Source organism: Mycobacterium sp. DHQP2018-32-09, from assembly GCF_058148405.1.
On record NZ_JBYVYK010000003.1, the window covers coordinates 46,959 to 64,662 of the forward strand.

General features: G+C 67.8%; 17 protein-coding genes and 1 tRNA gene. 8 read left to right on the top strand and 10 right to left on the bottom strand.

The features are described 5' to 3' along the window. Window positions 1-10: 10 nt before the first annotated feature. Window positions 11-841: a class I SAM-dependent methyltransferase gene (locus AC30CM_RS02710; protein WP_490115279.1), complete on the top strand. Its 831-nt coding sequence runs from the start codon at window positions 11-13 to the stop codon at window positions 839-841. Between the two features lie 48 nt (window positions 842-889). On the opposite strand, the gene AC30CM_RS02715 is transcribed toward AC30CM_RS02710, so the two are convergent. The 7 genes from AC30CM_RS02715 to AC30CM_RS02745 are packed head-to-tail and all read right to left on the bottom strand — an operon-like array spanning window position 890 to window position 9,030. Then, window positions 890-1,570 (bottom strand): response regulator, encoded by a 681-nt coding sequence (locus tag AC30CM_RS02715; RefSeq protein WP_490115280.1) that lies wholly within the window; start codon window positions 1,568-1,570, stop codon window positions 890-892. Then, window positions 1,567-4,104, bottom strand: a complete 2,538-nt coding sequence (locus tag AC30CM_RS02720; RefSeq protein ID WP_490115281.1) for a sensor histidine kinase — start codon at window positions 4,102-4,104, stop codon at window positions 1,567-1,569. Before AC30CM_RS02720 ends, AC30CM_RS02715 begins: the two co-directional genes overlap by 4 nt. Next, a complete protein-coding gene (locus AC30CM_RS02725; RefSeq protein WP_490115282.1) occupies window positions 4,097-5,017 on the bottom strand; it encodes a potassium-transporting ATPase subunit C in 921 nt (306 codons plus the stop codon). The genes AC30CM_RS02720 and AC30CM_RS02725 overlap by 8 nt, the downstream gene beginning before the upstream one ends. 2 nt (window positions 5,018-5,019) lie before the next feature. After that, a complete protein-coding gene (kdpB, locus tag AC30CM_RS02730; RefSeq protein WP_490115283.1) occupies window positions 5,020-7,173 on the bottom strand; it encodes a potassium-transporting ATPase subunit KdpB in 2,154 nt (717 codons plus the stop codon). Next, a complete protein-coding gene (gene kdpA / locus AC30CM_RS02735; protein WP_490115284.1) occupies window positions 7,170-8,843 on the bottom strand; it encodes a potassium-transporting ATPase subunit KdpA in 1,674 nt (557 codons plus the stop codon). The genes kdpB and kdpA overlap by 4 nt, the downstream gene beginning before the upstream one ends. Continuing rightward, window positions 8,843-8,932 (bottom strand): potassium-transporting ATPase subunit F, encoded by a 90-nt coding sequence (locus tag AC30CM_RS02740; RefSeq protein ID WP_490115285.1) that lies wholly within the window; start codon window positions 8,930-8,932, stop codon window positions 8,843-8,845. The genes kdpA and AC30CM_RS02740 overlap by 1 nt, the downstream gene beginning before the upstream one ends. Beyond that, window positions 8,929-9,030, bottom strand: a complete 102-nt coding sequence (locus AC30CM_RS02745) for a potassium-transporting ATPase (protein ID WP_490115286.1) — start codon at window positions 9,028-9,030, stop codon at window positions 8,929-8,931. The genes AC30CM_RS02740 and AC30CM_RS02745 overlap by 4 nt, the downstream gene beginning before the upstream one ends. Window positions 9,031-9,213: 183 nt before the next feature. On the opposite strand from AC30CM_RS02745, the gene AC30CM_RS02750 reads away from it, so the two are divergent. From AC30CM_RS02750 to AC30CM_RS02780, 7 genes are all read left to right on the top strand, one after another. Beyond that, window positions 9,214-10,449, top strand: a complete 1,236-nt coding sequence (locus AC30CM_RS02750; protein WP_490115287.1) for a hypothetical protein — start codon at window positions 9,214-9,216, stop codon at window positions 10,447-10,449. Window positions 10,450-11,101: 652 nt separating this feature from the next. Next, window positions 11,102-11,488 carry a heme-binding protein gene (locus AC30CM_RS02755; protein ID WP_490115288.1) on the top strand — a complete coding sequence of 129 codons (387 nt, stop codon included), beginning with the start codon at window positions 11,102-11,104 and terminating at the stop codon, window positions 11,486-11,488. A 72-nt stretch (window positions 11,489-11,560) separates the two neighbouring features. Then, window positions 11,561-11,634 (top strand) — tRNA-Leu (locus tag AC30CM_RS02760). A 278-nt stretch (window positions 11,635-11,912) separates the two neighbouring features. Next, window positions 11,913-12,554 carry a hypothetical protein gene (locus AC30CM_RS02765; RefSeq protein WP_490115289.1) on the top strand — a complete coding sequence of 214 codons (642 nt, stop codon included), beginning with the start codon at window positions 11,913-11,915 and terminating at the stop codon, window positions 12,552-12,554. Then, window positions 12,446-12,961 (top strand): tyrosine-type recombinase/integrase, encoded by a 516-nt coding sequence (locus AC30CM_RS02770; protein WP_490115290.1) that lies wholly within the window; start codon window positions 12,446-12,448, stop codon window positions 12,959-12,961. The genes AC30CM_RS02765 and AC30CM_RS02770 overlap by 109 nt, the downstream gene beginning before the upstream one ends. Window positions 12,962-13,051: 90 nt before the next feature. Continuing rightward, a complete protein-coding gene (locus AC30CM_RS02775; RefSeq protein ID WP_490115291.1) occupies window positions 13,052-14,173 on the top strand; it encodes an HNH endonuclease in 1,122 nt (373 codons plus the stop codon). 370 nt (window positions 14,174-14,543) lie between these two features. Then, window positions 14,544-14,939, top strand: coding sequence for a nitroreductase family deazaflavin-dependent oxidoreductase (locus tag AC30CM_RS02780; protein WP_490115292.1), 396 nt, complete (start codon window positions 14,544-14,546; stop codon window positions 14,937-14,939). A 35-nt stretch (window positions 14,940-14,974) separates the two neighbouring features. Here AC30CM_RS02780 and madM read toward each other — a convergent pair whose 3' ends face one another. The 3 genes from madM to AC30CM_RS02795 are packed head-to-tail and all read right to left on the bottom strand — an operon-like array spanning window position 14,975 to window position 17,692. After that, entirely contained in the window at window positions 14,975-15,739 is a 765-nt protein-coding gene (gene madM, locus AC30CM_RS02785) for a malonate transporter subunit MadM (RefSeq protein ID WP_490115293.1), read from the bottom strand. Window position 15,740: 1 nt separating this feature from the next. Then, complete coding sequence (gene madL, locus AC30CM_RS02790; RefSeq protein ID WP_490115294.1) at window positions 15,741-16,142, bottom strand: malonate transporter subunit MadL; 402 nt, start codon at window positions 16,140-16,142, stop codon at window positions 15,741-15,743. A gap of 20 nt (window positions 16,143-16,162) precedes the next feature. Continuing rightward, window positions 16,163-17,692: an AMP-binding protein gene (locus tag AC30CM_RS02795; protein ID WP_490115295.1), complete on the bottom strand. Its 1,530-nt coding sequence runs from the start codon at window positions 17,690-17,692 to the stop codon at window positions 16,163-16,165. Window positions 17,693-17,704: the final 12 nt, after the last annotated feature.

The window sequence follows — 17,704 nt, forward strand, 5'->3', positions numbered from 1 at the left end:
CAATGCTCGGGTGACCGACGACTGGCGTTCCGTGAACTTCGCCAACTGGGAGTCGCGGGTGCCCGTGCACACCGGACCCGACGGCTACGACCTGGCGAGCTTCGACGACCCCGGCTACCTGTCGGAGGTGGTGCGCTTCGACCTGCCGCGGCTGGGTCGCCTCGACGGGCGTGACGTCGTACACCTGCAGTGTCACATCGGCACGGACACGGTGTCGCTGGCCCGGCTGGGCGCGCGGTCGGTGGTCGGGCTCGACTTCTCGCCGTCGGCGCTGACGGCGGCGCGGGCGCTGGCGACGCGCGCGGGCGCCGACGTGCGGTTCGTGGAATCCGATGTCTACGATGCGGTTTCAGCCCTGGGCGCGTCGTCCTGTGATGTCGTGTACACCGGCATCGGCGCGCTGTGCTGGCTGCCGGATGCGGCGCGGTGGGCGACGGTGGTGGCGGGGCTGCTGCGGCCGGGTGGACGGTTGTTCCTCCGCGAGGGGCATCCCGTGCTGTGGGCGATGTGCGACCCCCGTCCGGATGGGCTGCTGGTGGTGGAGTTCCCGTACTTCGAGACGTCCGGCACGGTGTTCGTCGAGGAGGCCTCGTATGCGGGCAGCGGTACCTTGGCCTCGCCGGAGGAGGTGGTGTTCAACCATGGGCTCGGCGAGATCTTCACTGCGCTGACGGCGGCGGGACTGACCGTCACCGCCCTCGAGGAGCACCGTGAGGTGCCGTGGAACCCGCTGGGCGACGGCATGGTCGAAAGCCCCGACCACCCGGGTGAGTACGTGCTGGCGACCGGGCGCGACCGCATGCCCATGACGTACACGCTGCAAGCCGTCAAAACCCGGTGATTCGTGGAGTTTCTGTCGCGCTGAGCGCGACGGCAACTCCACGAATCGTTAGATCTGGAAGCGGTAGCCCATCCCCGCCTCGGTCAGCAGGTGCTTGGGGTGTGACGGGTCGTCTTCGAGCTTGCGGCGTAGTTGCGCCAAGTACACCCGCAGGTAGTGGGTCTCCTTGGCGTACGCCGGGCCCCACACCTCCTTGAGCAGTTCGTCGCGGCCGACGAGCTTGCCGCGGTTGCGCACCAGCATCTCGAGCATGCCCCATTCCGTGGGCGTCAGGTGGACGTCGGCGCCACGCTTGGTGACCTTCTTCGACGCGAGGTCCACGGTGAACGAGCTGGTTTCGATCACGGGCTCGTCGCCGGCCACCGACGCCGAGCCGCGGCGGACCGCGGCGCGCAGCCGGGCCAGGAACTCGTCCATGCCAAAGGGTTTGGTCACGTAGTCGTCGGCGCCGGCGTCCAGGGCCTCCACCTTGTCCGACGAGTCGGTGCGCGCCGAGAGCACGATCACGGGCGCGGTGAGCCAGCCCCGCAGGCCTTCGAGCACCTCGATGCCGGACATGTCGGGTAGGCCCAGGTCGAGGATCACCACGTCGGGCTTGTGTTCGGCCGCGGTGTGCAGCGCCGAGGCACCGTCGGAGGCGGTGTGCACTTCGTAGCCGCGTACCGACAGGTTGATCCGCAATGCGCGCAGGATTTGCGGCTCGTCGTCGATCACCAGGACGCGGGTCATCGTCGGGGCTCCTTCGACGCTGCCAGATCCACGACGACGGTGAGCCCGCCGCCCGGAGTGTCGGACGTCGCGATGGTACCGCCCATCGCCTCGACGAAGCCGCGCGCGACGGACAGGCCCAGCCCCACGCCGGTGGTGTTGTCGTTGTCGCCGAGCCGTTGAAACGGTGCGAACAATTGGCCTTCGGTGCCGCGGTGCACGCCCGGTCCCTCGTCGACGACGTTGATCAACACCCGCTCTCCGATGCGGCCGGCGTTCACGCGAATCAGGCCGGTGCGGGCGTAGCGCAGTGCGTTGTCGATGACGTTGAGCAGCACGCGCTCCAGCAGGCCCGGGTCGGCCATGACGGCGGTGTCGCCCACCTCGACCTTGATGCGATCCAAACCCACCGTGCCCCTGGGCAACCCGACGATGGCGCGGTGTACCACCTCGTCGAGGTAGACGTCACGGAGTTCGGGCCGCACCACGCCGGCGGCCAGCCGCGACGAGTCGAGCAGGTTGCCCACCAGCGCGGTGAGCTGATCGATGGACTCCTCGACGGTGGCCTGCAATTCGCGGACGTCCTCGGGGGAGAAGTCGACGTCGTCGCTGCGCAGGCTCGAGACCGCGGCCTTGGCGGCGGCCAGTGGTGTGCGCAGGTCGTGGCTGACGGCAGACAGCAGCGAGCGGCGCAGCTCGTCGGCCCGGGCGATGGCTTCGGCGCGGCCGGCCTCTTCGGCCAGTTCGCGTTGGCGGACCAGTCCCGCAGCTTGTTTGGCGACGGCGCCCAGGACGCGGCGGTCCTGTGCGGGCAGGCTCTTGCCGGCCAGCAGCATCCAGAATTCGTCGTCGCCCACCTCGATGGCGGTGTCGGCGGTGTCGGGGTCGACGCACGGGTCGGCGCCGACGCAGGCCGCGACGGTCAGCTCGCCGTCGGCGCCGGCGCGCGCCAGGCTGACCGCGCGCTGGGAGTACGTCTCGCGCACGCGTTCCAGCAGGGCTTCGAGGTCGGCGCCACGCAGCACCGAGCCGGCGAACAGTGCCAGCAGTTCGGCCTCCTGCGATGCGCGGCGGGCTTCGCGGGCCCGTTTGGCCGCGCCGTCGACGAGCGCGGCGACGGCGACCGCCACCGCCAGCAGGACGACGACGGTGATGGCGCTGTCGGGGGCGGCGATGGTGAACGTGTAGCGCGGATCGACCAGGAAGTAGTTGAGCAGCAGGCCGGACAGCATGGCCGAGACGGCGGCGGGGGCGACGCCGCCGAGCAGTGCCACCACGAGGACGCCGATGAAGAACAGCGCACTCTCCCCGCCGATGCCGACGATGCCGTCGAGCAGCAGGACGGTGAGGGCGCAGATCGCCGACGGCACCAGCACCGCGGCCAGCCAGGACGTGAGGCGGCGCTGACCGGGGGTGACCGAAGCCCACGACCATCCCGAGTTGGCCTCGTCGTGGGTGACCATGTGGACGTCGATCTTGCCGGAGTCGCGCACGACCGCCGAGCCGATGCCCTCGTCGAGCATGCGGGCCCAGCGGGAGCGGGAGGAGACGCCCAGCACCAACTGGGTGGCGTTGCGTTCGCGGGCGAAGTCCAGCAGCGCGGCGGCGACGTCGTCGCCGACCACCGTGTGCAGGGTGGCGCCGAGGCTGATGGCGAGTTCGCGGACCTTGCCCATCTGCGGTGCGGACACGCCGGTGAGTCCGTCGCCGCGGATGACGTGTACCACCATGAGTTCGGCGCTGGACTTGGATGCGATGCGAAAGGCGCGCCGCACCAACGTCTCCGACTCCGGTCCGCCGGTGACGGCGACGACGACGCGTTCGCGGGCCTCCCAGGTGTCGGTGATCTGGTTGTCGGCGCGGTACTTGGAGAGGGCGGCGTCGACCTGGTCGGCCAGCCACAGCAGCGCCAGCTCGCGCAGCGCGGTGAGGTTGCCGCGGCGGAAGTAGTTGCTCAGCGCGGCGTCGATGCGTTCGGGGGCGTAGACGTTGCCGTGGGACAGTCTGCGCTGCAACGCTTCCGGGGTGATGTCGACGAGTTCGATCTGGTCGGCGCGGCGTACCACCTCGTCGGGTACGGTCTCCTGCTGTTCGATGCCGGTGATCTGCGCGACGACGTCGTTGAGGCTCTCCAGGTGCTGCACGTTGACCGTGGAGATGACGGTGATGCCTGCGGCCAGCAGTTCCTCGACGTCCTGCCAGCGTTTGGGGTGCTTGCTTCCCGGAGTGTTGGTGTGGGCCAGCTCGTCGACGAGGACCACCTGCGGGGCGCGCCGCAACACGGCCTCGACGTCGAGTTCGGGGAACGTGGCGCCGCGGTACTCGACGTAGCGCGGGGGGATGACCTCGATGCCCTCGAGGGCCTCGGTGGTCTTGCGGCGGCCGTGGGTTTCCACGACCGCCGCAACGAGATCCGTGCCGCGTTCCAACCTGCGGTGGGCTTCACCGAGCATCGCGAACGTCTTGCCGACCCCGGGGGCGGCGCCGAGGTAGACCCGTAGCTCACCCCGCTTCCGCGTCGTGTAGGGAGACGTGCTCACCTGCCCATCATCCACCCTTCTTCGCGCCGTCGAGGCCGTCGAGCGCGAGGTTCACCGCCAGCACGTTGACGCTGGGTTCGCCCATGAACCCGAGGGTGCGTCCGGTGGTGTGGGCGGCCACGATGGTGCGCACCCGTTCGGGGCTGATGCCGCGGGCGGCGGCCACGCGGTCGACCTGCAGATCGGCGTAGGCGGGGGAGATGTCGGGGTCCAGGCCGCTGCCGCTGGCGGTGACGGCGTCGGCGGGCACCGGGGAGCCGTCGGCCGCGCCGCGGATGGGCACGATCTGACCCATGGAGTAGTCCTCGCCGAAGGTCGCGCACTCGACGCGGACGCCCTCGTAGGTGGACAGGAACGGCGTGCTGGTGGTGGTGCAGGGCTCGTTGACGCTGATGACGCGGGTAGGTCGGGTCACCTGTCCGGACGCGTCGCGCGGGCCGATCACCGAGAGCACCGCGCCCACGCCGCCGCCGGTGCAGAAGGGGCGGGCGCCGGCGGCGGCGGGCAGGCCGTTGGCCGTGGCGACGGCGGCACTGCGGGTGCACACCTGGGTCAGCAGGCTGGTCTTGGCATCGTTGTCGTCGGCGGGTAGCGACGGGTCGCCCATGACGTCGACGACGTCCTCGGGGCCCAGGTTGCTGGCGCTGGTGGCCATGGTGTCGTAGCCGTCCCCGGCGGCCGAGGGCCGCGTCTGGAAGTACTGCGGCAGCGGGTTGCCGTCGGCGTCGGTGAAGAGCTGCCCGATCAGGCTGCTGCCCACTGCCTTTCCGTCTGCGGTGAGCACCGAGCCCTGCGCCTTGTCGTGCAGTCCGGGCAGCATGGCGATGAGCCAGACGGCGACCGGGTAGATGCCGCCGAGCAGCACGGTGAACACGACGACGGCCCGCAGCGCGGCCCAGTGTGTGCGAATGAGGTTGGTGACGTTCATGATCAGGACATCCCGGGGATGAGTTGGACGACGAGGTCGATGAGTTTGATGCCGATGAAGGGGGCGACGATGCCGCCGAGGCCGTAGACCAGCAGGTTGCGGCTCAACAGCTTCGAGGCGCTGCTGGGGGTGTAGCGCACGCCGCGCAGCGACAGCGGGATCAGCGCGATGATGACGATGGCGTTGAAGATGACCGCGGACAGGATGGCCGACTGCGGGCTGTGCAACCGCATGACGTTGAGCAGGTCCAGGCCGGGGAACAGCGTCACGAACAGTGCCGGGATGATGGCGAAGTACTTGGCGATGTCGTTGGCGATGGAGAACGTGGTCAACGCGCCGCGGGTGATCAGCAGCTGCTTGCCGATCTCGACGATCTCGATGAGTTTGGTGGGGTCGGAGTCGAGGTCCACCATATTGCCGGCTTCCTTGGCCGCGGTGGTGCCGGTGTTCATGGCGACGCCGACGTCGGCTTGGGCCAGCGCGGGGGCGTCGTTGGTGCCGTCACCGGTCATCGCGACGAGCTTGCCGCCGGCCTGCTCCTGCTTGATCAGCGCCAGCTTGTCCTCGGGCGTGGCCTCGGCCAGGAAGTCGTCGACACCGGCCTCGTCGGCGATGGCCTTGGCGGTCATGGGATTGTCGCCGGTGATCATGACGGTGCGGATGCCCATCTTGCGCATCTCGTCGAAGCGTTCGCGCATGCCGTCCTTGACGACGTCCTTGAGGTGGATGACTCCGAGGGCGCGGGCGGTGCCGCCGCGGATCTCGCCGACGACGAGCGGGGTGCCGCCGGAGCTGGACACGGTCTCGACGATCTCGCCGAGTTCGGTGGGCACGGTGCCGCCGTTGCTGCGCACCCAGTCGGCGACCGACGCGGTGGCGCCCTTGCGCAGGCGGTGTCCGTCGTGCAGGTCGACGCCGGACATGCGGGTGGTGGCGGTGAACTCGATCCACTGGGCGCCTTCGAGTTCCCCGGGGGTGCGGGCTCGCAGCCCGTGACTCTCCTTGGCGTACACCACGATCGAGCGACCCTCGGGGGTCTCGTCGGCCAGGCTGGACAGTTGGGCGGCGTCGGCCAGTTCGGCTGCGGTGACGCCGGTCAGCGGGACGAACTCACTGGCTTGGCGGTTGCCGAGCGTGATGGTGCCGGTCTTGTCGAGCAGCAGCGTGTTGACGTCACCGGCGGCCTCGACGGCGCGGCCCGACATGGCCAGCACGTTGCGCTGCACCAGGCGGTCCATGCCGGCGATACCGATGGCGCTCAGCAGGGCGCCGATGGTGGTGGGGATGAGGCACACCAGCAGGGCCACCATGACGATGCCGCTGATGCCGTCGCCGGTGAGCGCCAGGGAGTCCGCGACGCCGGGGTTGTTGGCCTTGGAGTAGATGGCCAGCGGCTGCAGCGTGGCAACGGCGAACACGAAGATCAGCGTCAGCGCCGCGAGCAGGATGTTCAGCGCGATCTCGTTGGGGGTCTTCTGCCGGTTGGCGCCTTCGACGAGGGCGATCATGCGGTCGATGAAGCTCTCGCCGGGCTTTTGGGTGATCTTCACGACGATGCGGTCGGACAGCACGGTGGTGCCCCCGGTCACGGCGGACCGGTCGCCGCCGGATTCGCGGATGACGGGGGCGGATTCGCCGGTGATCGCCGATTCGTCGACCGACGCGATGCCTTCGACGACGTCGCCGTCGCCGGGGATGACCTCGCCGGCCTCGACCACCACGACGTCGCCCTGCTGCAGCAGGGGTGCGGCGACCTCTTCGACGGTGCCGGCGACGCCCGGGGACCAGCCGGTGAGGCGTCGAGCGACGGTGTCGGACTTCGTCTTTCGCAGCGTGTCGGCCTGGGCCTTGCCGCGGCCTTCGGCGACGGCCTCGGCGAGGTTGGCGAAGATGACGGTCAGCCACAGCCAGAACACGATGAACCAGCTGAAGAAGCTCGGTTCGACGATGGCGAGCACCGTGCTCCAGATGGCACCCACCTCGACGATGAACATGACGGGGTTGCGCCACAGCGTGCGGGGGTCGCACTTCTTGACGGCGTCGGGCAGCGACTTCAGCAGCATGCGGGGGTCGAGCAGTCCGCCCTGGACGCGGTTCTTCTGTGCTGGTGCGTGCGTCTTGGGCGTGGAGCGGCCGCTGACGGCGGTGACGGTCATACGTGGATTCCTTCGGCGAGGGGGCCGAGCGCGAGCATGGGCAGGAAGGTGAGCGCGACGAGGACGATCGTCACGCCGGTCACCATTCCGACGAACTGCGGCCGGTGGGTGGGCAGGGTGCCGACGGACTCGGGTGTCCTGCCCTGTGCGGCAAGCGATCCGGCGAGTGCCAGCGCGAGGACGATGGGGACGAAGCGGCCGAACAGCATGGCCAGCCCCAGCGCGGTGTTGTACCAGGTGGTGTTGCCCGACAGGCCGGCGAAGGCCGAGCCGTTGTTGTTGCCGGCCGAGGTGAACGCGTAGAGCACCTCGGACAGGCCGTGCGGGCCGGTGTTGAGCATGCTGGCGCGTTGGGTGGGCGTGGCCATGGCCACGGCGGTTCCGGTGAGCACGATCAGCGGTGTCACCAGGAAGTAGCTTGCGGCGAGCTTGATCTCGCGCGGGGTGATCTTCTTGCCGAGGTACTCGGGGGTGCGGCCCACCATGAGGCCGGCCACGAACACCGTGATGACCGCGAGGATCAGCATGCCGACCAGGCCGGATCCCACACCGCCCGGGGCGATCTCGCCGAGCTGCATGTTGAACAGCGTCATCAGGCCGCCGAGGCTGGTGTAGGAGTCGTGGAAGGAGTCCACCGCACCCGTCGACGTCAGCGTGGTCAGGCTGGCGAAGACGCTGGAGTCGGGGATGCCGAAGCGGGTCTCGACGCCTTCCATGGCGCTGCCGACGGCGGTCGGGACGGTGCCGTGCGCCTGTACCTGGAACAGCAGCTGCAGGCTGGTGCTGGCCAGGGCGATGATGCCCATGACCGCGACGATGGCGTAGCCCTGCTTGGGGCTGTCGACCATGCGCCCGAACGTCCTGGGCAGCGTGAACGCGATGACCACGAGCAGGAAGATCTCGATCCAGTTGGTCCAGGCCGTCGGGTTCTCGAAGGGGTGCGCGGAGTTGACGTTGAAGAAGCCGCCGCCGTTGGTGCCCAACAGCTTGATCGCTTCCTGGCTGGCGACGGGACCGCCGGGCAGGGTCTGCTGACCGCCGGCGAGCGTCTGGAGCACCTCGGTGTGCAGAGCGAAGTTCTGGATGACGCCGCCGGAGATCAGGATGACGGCGCCGACGACCGAGATGGGCAGCAGGATGCGGATGACACCGCGCACCAGGTCCACCCAGAAGTTGCCGAGGTCGGTGGTGTCGCGTCGGGCGAACCCGCGGACCAGTGCCACGGCGACGGCCATGCCGACGGCCGCAGAGACGAAGTTCTGCACCGTCAGGCCGGCCATCTGCACCAGGTGGCCCATGGTGGACTCACCGGAGTAGTTCTGCCAGTTGGTGTTGGAGACGAAGCTGACGGCGGTGTTCCACGCCAGGCTGGGCGTCATCTCGGTGGCGGGGTCTGACAGGTGCAGCGGCAACCTGCCTTGGACGAGCTGCAGGACGAACAGCACCAGCAGGCTGATGGCCGAGAAGGCCAGCACGCTGCGGGCGTAGGAGCCCCAGTTCTGTTCGGCCTTGGGGTCGGCGCCGATGGTGCGGTAGATGGCGCGTTCGAGCCGCGAGTCCTTCGAACTCGTGTAGACCCGGTACATGTAGTCGCCGAACGGGACGTGCACGGCGACCAGTGCCAGGACCAGGGTTGCGAGAAACAGGATTCCCGCCCAGGTGGACGTCACTAGAACCTCTCCGGGAAGAACAGCGCGGCGGCCATGAAGACCGCCAGCAGGACCGCGAGGACCAGGCCCACCGTGTTGGCGAAGCTCATGACTCGAGGACCTTCTGGATGACGCCGAACACCGCGAAGACCGCGATGGTCAGCAGGACGTAGACGAGAACAGCCATGCCGCCGAAGGTAGGACTCACAGTGATCGCAAAGCCGTGCCCTTACGGTTTCTTGATGGGGTGCCTTCGCCTCTTGACGGGTCCTTTGCAGCGGTGTGGGGGCGGTCACCGCTAGCGTCGGGATGTACGCACTTCCGCCCGGTTTTCGCCGTCGTCAATTAGGCTGATCGCCTCACGGTCCGACGTCGAGAAGGGGAGTCGATCATGGAGGTAGCGGCACGGCCGTGGTTCGCCACGGGAGTCGCGATGGTGGGCGCGAGCGCGCTGGCCATCGCCCCGATCCAACCGGTGACGACGTGGTCGGCGGTGCCGAAGGCGGCCGAGGTGCGCGCGGCGGTGGCCCCGGTGTTCTCGCCCGAGGTCCGGCTCACCGCCGATTCGATCCCGTACATCCTGACGCTGCCGATCGTGCGCGCGCAGATCTACAACTACCTGCAGAACTGGGCGAACTACATCGACGGCTTCACCAAGGCCGGCGTGGCCACCGTGCAGTCGATCGCCGGCATCCCCGAGGTGGCGTCGACGATCCTGGCCGACGTGCGGGCGGGCAACCTGCCGGGCGCCTTCGACACGTTCACCGGCGCGGTGCGCGAGGCGGTGGTGGCCATCGGCGAGCCGCTGCTGAACATGTGGGTGTGGCCGTCGGCGAAGGCCTACGCGGTGCAGGGGGCGTTGGCGGTCGCGGTGCCGACGGCGTTCCTGAGCGTCGTCAACGGATTCGCCGTTGCCGGTGGGGATCTGGTGAACTCGCTGCTGGTCAGCACGCAGAACGTGGTGGCCGCGGTGCTGTCGGGAAACCTCAGCAACGTGGTGGACGCCATCGGCACGGGCGTGCGGGACTTCGTGGGTGCGTTGGGTACCGCCGGCACCTCGGTGGTCTCGGGGATCGAGGGGGCGCAGTACGCGATCGCGACGGCGCTGCGCACCAACCCGCCGGGGCTCACTCCGCCCGTCGTCGGGATCAACCTCGACGACCCGGCCAACGTGTCGCCGTCGCTCGCGGCCAGCAGCGTCGCCGTCTCGGCCGGGCCCAGCGTGGAAGCCGCGTCCGAGCCCGAGGCGAAAGTGGCTGCGGTACAGCGCATTGCGGTGGCTGCCGAGCCGATCGACGCCCCGTCGACGGAAGGCGTCGACGCCGCTGCGGCGGACGCGCCTAAGGTCGACGACGCGACCACCGACACACCCGCGGCGGACGATCCGAAGGCCGGCACGGCCAAGCCCGATGCGTCTGATGCCCCGGCCAAGGCGGGTCAACCCAAGACGCGCACCACCGCCGGTGCTGCGTCGTCCGAGAAGGTGGGCGCCTCCAAGGGTGCCGGCGCCAAGCCGGGCGCGGCGAAGACCAAGACGGGCGACGGTGCCGGCGGCGATGCCGGTGGCGCCGACAAGGGCGGCAGCGACAAGGGTGGTGCCGGGAAGGGCTCCGGCGGCGCGGACTAGATCCATCGAATCATCGCCGATGGCAACTACTTTGGTGGCCTTCCAGAACGACATTCGTCGCGCGTCGCTGCTCTGCTGATGTGAGTGAACGGTCGTCGCGCTGCGCTGACCTGCGGTGATGTAGCGGCTCGACGCCGCGCGGGGGATGTCGCCGCGGCTGCGGTTGCTTGCCGAGGAAAAGTGCCGCGTCGGTGAACGTTTCGATGCGGTCCGATCGGCGGCCGCCGTGTCGCACACTCTGATCACGCGGGCCGGGGGTCGAGCCCGCGTTGACGGCGGAGGGGGCGGTCGTGCTGACATCTCGGCGACATGTGTTTCTCGGGGTCGCGGTGGGGGCGGCCGCGACGTTCCTGGCGCCCGCCGCGCCCGCGGCGGCGGACTGTACGAGTTCGGGCGGTGCGACGGTCTGCGCGCAGGGTGACGTGCGTGGCCCGGACGGCGTCACCAGGGTGGCGACGCCCGTGGTGCCGTACCCGTGTGAAAACGATTGGTACTGCGGCACCGATTGGGATCTCAACATCGGCTGGGATCCCGGCCGACCCGGCTGGGACCGCCCCGGTGGAGGGGGCGGCGGCGGGGGAGGCGGCATAGGCGGGGGAGGGATCAGACCGCGATGAGACGCCAGACAGACCACCACGAGGAGGGAGCCACGATGTCGAGTCGAGGTGTAGGCGCAGGTTCTCGGGGGACGCTCGCCGCTCGGTTGGCGTGCGCCGCACTGGGTGCGGGCGCGATTGCCGCCGTGTGCGGGAGCGGGCCGACCGCGGCGGCAGAACCACCGCCGGTGCCGCCGCCGTGCACGGCCGCCGAACTGGCGCGGGTGATGTCGGGCGTCACGTTCGACACGTCGAACTATCTGACGAACAACCCGCCGGTCAACGACTTCTTCACCAGTCTCAAGGGGCAGCCGAGGGACCAGATCGGGGTGCAGGTGCAGGAGTACCTGACGGCGAATCCGGCGGTGCGCGACGAGCTGCAGCGCATCCGGCAGCCGTCGGTGGACTTCCGCGCCCGCTGCGGTGCGCCGGTGACGCCGTAGGTCTACGTACCTCAGGGCCGACGCCGGGCGGAGCATTGGGTAGCGTCGCAGGGGCTCGCGGATGCCCGCGACGCCCCCATAGCCCAATTGGCAGAGGCAGCGGACTTAAAATCCGCCCAGTGTCGGTTCGAGTCCGACTGGGGGCACCTCGGATCAGGCAACATACCGACTCGCGCCATTACACGCGAGGCTCAGCCCGCAGTCGGCCCGCAGCGTTATAGAACGCTGCCATGGCGAAGCGGGGAGCGCGGGCAGGGGTCGAGGATCGGTGGCATCGTCCAGCCCGCAAGGGGGAGGAGGTCGCCTGGCCCGCAGACGCCGGGCCGGGTGACGCGGTGTGGTGTGTCGATCCGAAGCACGGCGACGCCCGAAACTGGTGTGCACTGGTTGCCGCGGGCAGGGACACCGCTGGCAAGCCCGGTGGGTGGCGGACGGCGCCGAACGAGCTAAGAGCTCCGCGAAGAAGGGCGACGCCGAGCGACACCTACGCGGCTTCGTAGCTCGAGTCGAGACGGGCACCTATGCCGACCCTGTCCGATCCGCCGTCACCTTCGGCGCCGTCGCCGAAGCGTGGATGAACACCAAGGAAGCGAACCGCGCTCCGAAGACCGTCGCGGGCTACCGAGAGTTGGTCGACGTCGTGATCGTCCCAAAGTGGAGGGATGAACGATTGCGGGACATCGATCACGAGGGTCTGCAGACGCGGGTGACGTGGCTCGCGACCGAGCTAGCGGCGCGGCGACGGGCCAAGCACGACGAGGACGAGGAGATCGCACAGACCGGACTCCCCGCGGCGCGGGTGATCCAGACCTACCAGGTGGTGCGCCAGGTGCTCGCGTATGCCGTGCGGGCCAAGTACCTGGCGGTGAGTTCATGCGAGCACATCGAGTTGCCTCGCAAACCGCAGAGCGAGGAACTGGCGCTGACTCACGATCATGTGAGTAAGCTCGCCGACGAGTGCGGCGTCATGCGGGTCATGGTGCTGTTCCTCGCGTACACGGGTTTGAGATTCGGGAGTGCATCGCTCTGCGAGTCAGTGATGTCGACACCGAGCGTTGTCGAGTGATGGTGTCGAAGGCGATCTCCAATGTGCAGCGGCGCGGATACGTCGAGGGGGAAACCAAAACTCATCAACGCCGTGCCCTACCGATCCGGACGACGACGCTGAACGCGGAATTAGTCCGATGGACCGAGGGTCGCGACCCAACTGAGTACCTGTTCCCCGAAGCGAACGGCCAGGCGATGACCCTCGATGGGTTCCGTTGGCAGTTCAACAGGGCGGTAGCGAAAATGGGTCTTGTGGGCGATTGCGCCGCACACGCTGAGGCACTCGGCCGGATCGCTGGCGTCGGATGCGTCGGTCGTGACGGTGCAGAAGCTGTTAGGTCACTGCAACCCACGGTGACGTTGAACGCGTATTCCCACCAATCACCTCGCGGCGGCGATGGACAGGGCGATGAAACAGCCGGGTGATCGATATTGCGCAACTTCGGCCTCCCTGTCGGAAGCCTTTGCTAGTGTCCGCGATCTGAGACATGGTTAGTTTGAGGGGGCAAATTCGGCATGGAATCGTTCGGGACATTCGTCGCAGTAGTTTGCATTCTGGCGGCTGGCGGCTACGGCATTTATCGACTCACTCTGTACATACTCAAAGAGCGGTACTTCGCCAGCGAGGGGTTCCTAGCCCACAAGAACGCGATAGCGTCGTTTGTGGCGGAGCACAACGAACTCGCCCGCTACACAGAGGAGATTCGCAGCCGCGGAACGTTCGCCCTCGGTGCGTCGTCTACCGGCTCGCAGGCACACCTAGCTCAGTTCCACAACACAAGCCAGTGGAACTACCGCAGAGATCGGAACGTCGCGAACTACCAGGCGCCCAATGTCCACAACTGCTCGCTCCAGGTGGTGCGCAACGCAAGCGGCGATCCGTTGAAGTACGTAATGAAGTACTTCAACATCAAGGCCGATGAGTACCACCTGAACGAAGTGGAGAGTCTCGGCGACAGCATCTCGCGGCTGCACGACGCGATCTACAACCTCCAGCAGCGGGAGGCCAGTATCACCCAGTCGGTTAATCCGCCCGCGTTCATCCTCAAGCACTACCGAGGCGAGTTCATGAAGCACGTCGGAGTGCAGCTGTCGCCGATCACCGTTCCGTACCCCATCTACATCTTCGAGTACGTCAGCGCTGGCGGAAACAGCTCGCAACGGACCACGGTCACGCTCGACACGCCTGTCATCGATGCACTCGTCGAGACTCTTTCGCAGAAGATCCGTTGGAAGAAAAGCGCTGCGGGACAACGCGCCATGATGACTTCGAAGCTTCGACACTTCATCAAGGCCCGTGACAATCACGCATGCCGTAACTGCTCCGTATCGCTTGCCGCAGAGCCTCATCTTCTTCTCGAAGTCGACCACATCGTCCCTGTCTCTCGCGGTGGACTGTCTACCCCAGAGAATCTCCAGACTCTGTGCTGGCGATGCAATCGCTCGAAGTCGAACAAGATTGTTTCCGCTGTGGCCCCGGCTGCCGGATCTAGTGTCCAGACCGCGACGATCGCCGAGCCGATGGTGGTGGTGCGCTGCTTCAATTGCGAACGTAGGCAGAAAGTTCTGAAGTCCGTCGCCACCTTCAGCTGCGAACAGTGCGGCCAACGGCTTCAGCGCAAAGCGCACCAGGATTGACATTTCTGTCGTGATATTGAGTTGTTTTGTTCTCATTCTGAGCACGTGAAAAGTCAATGCTCTTAATGCATTAATTCGGGTTTCCTTGGGTGAAGCGCGAGACCCCCGCGCACTCAAGACCCCGCTTCTGCTGTCCCAGACCGGGGGCAGTGATCGAACCGGAAACGCGATATGCACACGTTACCCCGATGGCAGTCCGTTACCATGGTGCTCATCGTCCCCTGCGACTGGTGCGGTGTCGGCCGTGATGCACCGTGCGCACCTGTCGGGCCGCTACGGGGGACCCACGCGACCCGGATGGGATGGCCGCGGGGTGGTCCAGACTTCGGGGCCAACCGAAACTACATGGAAATACATGCACTCTTCCCGTATGCGGATGCCCCGCGGAATCGCGGAGTTCAACAAGCGAGTCACCAACCCGGTGGCTCGCGCCATCACGCCGTGGCTTCCGTACCTAGGGACGCTCGAGCATGTCGGCCGAAAATCGGGCAAGCGGTACCGCACGCCCCTGCTGGTGTTCCATACCCACGATGGCTACGCCATTCTCATCGGCTACGGCCCGCAGACCGACTGGTTGAAGAACGTGCTCGCCGGCGGACCGACGGTGCTCCACGAGCGTGGCCGGGCCATTGTTCTCGTCGACCCGCGGGTGGTGAGCAAGGCCGAGGCCGCCGCCCACGTCACACCGCGGTCTCGGCTGCTCTACCGAGCGTTTCCCTACGACGAGGCCGCGCTGCTGCTGACGACCGCGGGCGTAGACGCCTAGAGGACCGCCGCGGCCGCACGACCAACCCGACGCGCTCACGCCCCGACGATCGCCCGCAGCACCACGTAGAACACCGAGGGGCCAAGCAGGCAGCCGATGCCGGTGTAGAACGTTGCGGTCATCGCGCCGTAGGGCACCAGGCGCTTGTCGGTGGCAGCCAGACCACCGGCCACCCCGGACGTCGTGCCCATCAAACCGCCGTAGGCCATGGCGGATTTCGGGTTGTTCAACCCGATGAATCGGGCGATCATCGGGGTTCCGACCATCACCACCACCGACTTCACCAGGCCGGCGGCCACCGACAGCGCGATCACCTCCGAGCTGGCGCCCACCGCGGTTCCGGTCACCGGACCGACGATGTAGGTGGCGGCGCCGGCGCCGATGGTCGCCAACGATTCGGCGTCGCGGTAGCCGAACGCGGCGGCGACGCCGGCGCCGACGATGAACGACACCACCACGCCCAGCAGGATCGACAGCGCGCCGGCGGCGCCTGAACGCCGGATCTCCTTGAGGTCGACGCCGAACGCCGTGGAGACGATGGCGAAGTCCCGCAGCATCGCCCCGCCCATCAGGCCGAGACCGGAGAACACGGCGAAGTCGGCGAGCCCGTGGTCACCGCCGGTCACCACACCGCCCCAATAGGCCAGCGCCAGGCCGACGATGATGGCGATGGCCGACCCGTGCAGTCTGCCGCGCGTCAGCGTGCGCGACAGGAAGCCCGAGAGCAGCATCAGCGCCCCGACGACCACGAAGGCCACCAGGAGGCCGTTCTTCTCGAATACCGAGCTGAGCAGTTCCATCTCAGGCCTCCTGCTTCTCTTCTTCGGTCAGTGGGGGCAAGGGTTCGGCGGGCTCGCCGATGCGTGTCAGCACCGGTACGAGCACGGCGCCGGCGGTCAGCGCCCCCAACCCCGCGAGGATGGCCATCGGGCCACCGGTGATCGCCTTGGCGACGTTCTGGACGGATGCCATCGCGATCACGATCGGGATGTACATCGCGCTCCAGAACAGCACGCCCTGCTCGGTTGCCTTGGGAAACTTGCCCTTTCGGCGCAGCCAGTCGGTGGCGAGGATCAGCATGATCATCGCGAATCCGACTCCTCCGACGTTCGCGTCCACCCCCAGCGCGACGCCGAGCAGCTCCCCGACGGCCGTGCCCGCCAGCATGCAGAGCGCCAACGCCGCCACTCCGTAAATCACCATCACGTACTCCTCAGTCGGATTCAGGCGTCCACGCCGTCGAACAGATCGGCATAGCGCTTTCGCAGTTCGGCCTTTTGCACCTTGCCCATCACGTTTCGGGGCAGGGCTTCCACCACGCGTACCGCGCGGGGTTGCTTGAATCGCGCCACATCGTGGGCGACGTGATCCAGTAGCTCCTGGTCCGTGGGCGTCTCACCCGGTGTCGCGACGACGACGGCCACCACGGTCTCGCCGAACTCCGGATGGGGCACGCCGATGACGGCCGACTCCACCACCTTCGGATGAGCATCGAGCAGTTCCTCGATCTCCTTCGGATAGACGTTGTATCCCCCGGAGATCACCAGGTCCTTGTCGCGGCCGACGATGCAGAGGTAGCCGTCCTCGTCGATGCGGCCCAGGTCGCCGGTGATGAAGAAACCGTCCTGGCGGAACTCGGCGGCCGTCTTGTCCGGCATCTGCCAGTATCCGGAGAACACGTTCGGCCCCCGGACCTCGACGATGCCGACCTCTCCGTCTGGCAGCGGTGCTCCACTTTCGCGATCGACGACGCGGATCTCGTTGCCCGGCAGCGGCTTTCCGACGGTTCCGGGTTTGCGCGCTCCGTCATACGGGTTGGTGGTGTTCATGCCGGTCTCGGTCATGCCGTAGCGCTCGAGGATCGCGTGGCCGGTGCGGGCGGCGAACGCCTCGTGGTCGCTGGCCAGCAGCGGCGCGGAGCCCGAGACGAACAGGCGCATCCGCGCGCACCGTTCGGCATCGAGTCGCGGGCTCTTCAGCATCCGGGTGTAGAAGGTCGGTACGCCCATCAACACGGTGGCGTGCGGCAGCAGATCGACGATGGCGTCCGTGTCGAACTTGGTCAGGTAGTGCATCGACGCGCCGGCCGCCAGCGTCATGTTGACCGCGACGAACAGTCCGTGGATGTGAAAGATCGGCAGCGCGTGGATGAGGCGGTCGTCGGCGGTGTACTGCCACACCCGCACCAGTGCCTCGCAATTGGACGCCAGGTTGCCGTGGGTGAGCACCGCGCCCTTGGAACGGCCGGTGGTGCCGGAGGTGTACAGGATGGCCGCGGGATCGGCCGCGTCGGCGGCGAAGACCTCCGCGTGCCGGTCGTCGTCGCGCAGGAGGGTGCCGTCACCGGATTCGCCGAGGGTCTCGACGACGAGGCCGTCGGCGGTCTCGGCGGCCAGGCCCGCGTAGTCGGCCTGCCGGTCGGGCGCACAGACCAGCACCCGGGGGCGTGCGTCCCCGAGGAAGTACCGCATCTCGGCACCGGTGTAGGCGGTGTTGAGCGGCAGGAACACGCCGCCGATCTGTAGCGTCGCCAAGTACAGTGCGACGGCTTCGGGTGACTTCGGCACCTGCATGGCGACCCGGTCGCCCGGCGTGACACCGTCGGCCAGCAGGCGGGCGGCGATGCGATGCGCGATGTCGGCGGTGTCGCGGTAGCTGACGGTGTGTCCCTCGGGCAGTTCGAACAGGGCCTTGTCGGGTTGGCGTGCAACGTGATCGGTGAACGTTCGGTAGATGGTGGGGTAGTGCGCCATCGGCGGGCTTCC

Bases quoted from the DNA above. Each gene is read 5' to 3' on its own strand.
- AC30CM_RS02715 (WP_490115280.1), bottom strand. From the start codon at position 1,570: ATGACCCGCGTCCTGGTGATCGACGACGAGCCGCAAATCCTGCGCGCA.
- AC30CM_RS02725 (WP_490115282.1), bottom strand. From the start codon at position 5,017: ATGAACGTCACCAACCTCATTCGCACACACTGGGCCGCGCTGCGGGCC.
- kdpB (WP_490115283.1), bottom strand. From the start codon at position 7,173: ATGACCGTCACCGCCGTCAGCGGCCGCTCCACGCCCAAGACGCACGCA.
- AC30CM_RS02740 (WP_490115285.1), bottom strand. From the start codon at position 8,932: ATGAGCTTCGCCAACACGGTGGGCCTGGTCCTCGCGGTCCTGCTGGCG.
- AC30CM_RS02750 (WP_490115287.1), top strand. From the start codon at position 9,214: ATGGAGGTAGCGGCACGGCCGTGGTTCGCCACGGGAGTCGCGATGGTG.
- AC30CM_RS02755 (WP_490115288.1), top strand. From the start codon at position 11,102: ATGTCGAGTCGAGGTGTAGGCGCAGGTTCTCGGGGGACGCTCGCCGCT.
- AC30CM_RS02775 (WP_490115291.1), top strand. From the start codon at position 13,052: ATGGAATCGTTCGGGACATTCGTCGCAGTAGTTTGCATTCTGGCGGCT.
- AC30CM_RS02780 (WP_490115292.1), top strand. From the start codon at position 14,544: ATGCGGATGCCCCGCGGAATCGCGGAGTTCAACAAGCGAGTCACCAAC.
- madM (WP_490115293.1), bottom strand. From the start codon at position 15,739: ATGGAACTGCTCAGCTCGGTATTCGAGAAGAACGGCCTCCTGGTGGCC.
- madL (WP_490115294.1), bottom strand. From the start codon at position 16,142: ATGGTGATTTACGGAGTGGCGGCGTTGGCGCTCTGCATGCTGGCGGGC.
- AC30CM_RS02795 (WP_490115295.1), bottom strand. From the start codon at position 17,692: ATGGCGCACTACCCCACCATCTACCGAACGTTCACCGATCACGTTGCA.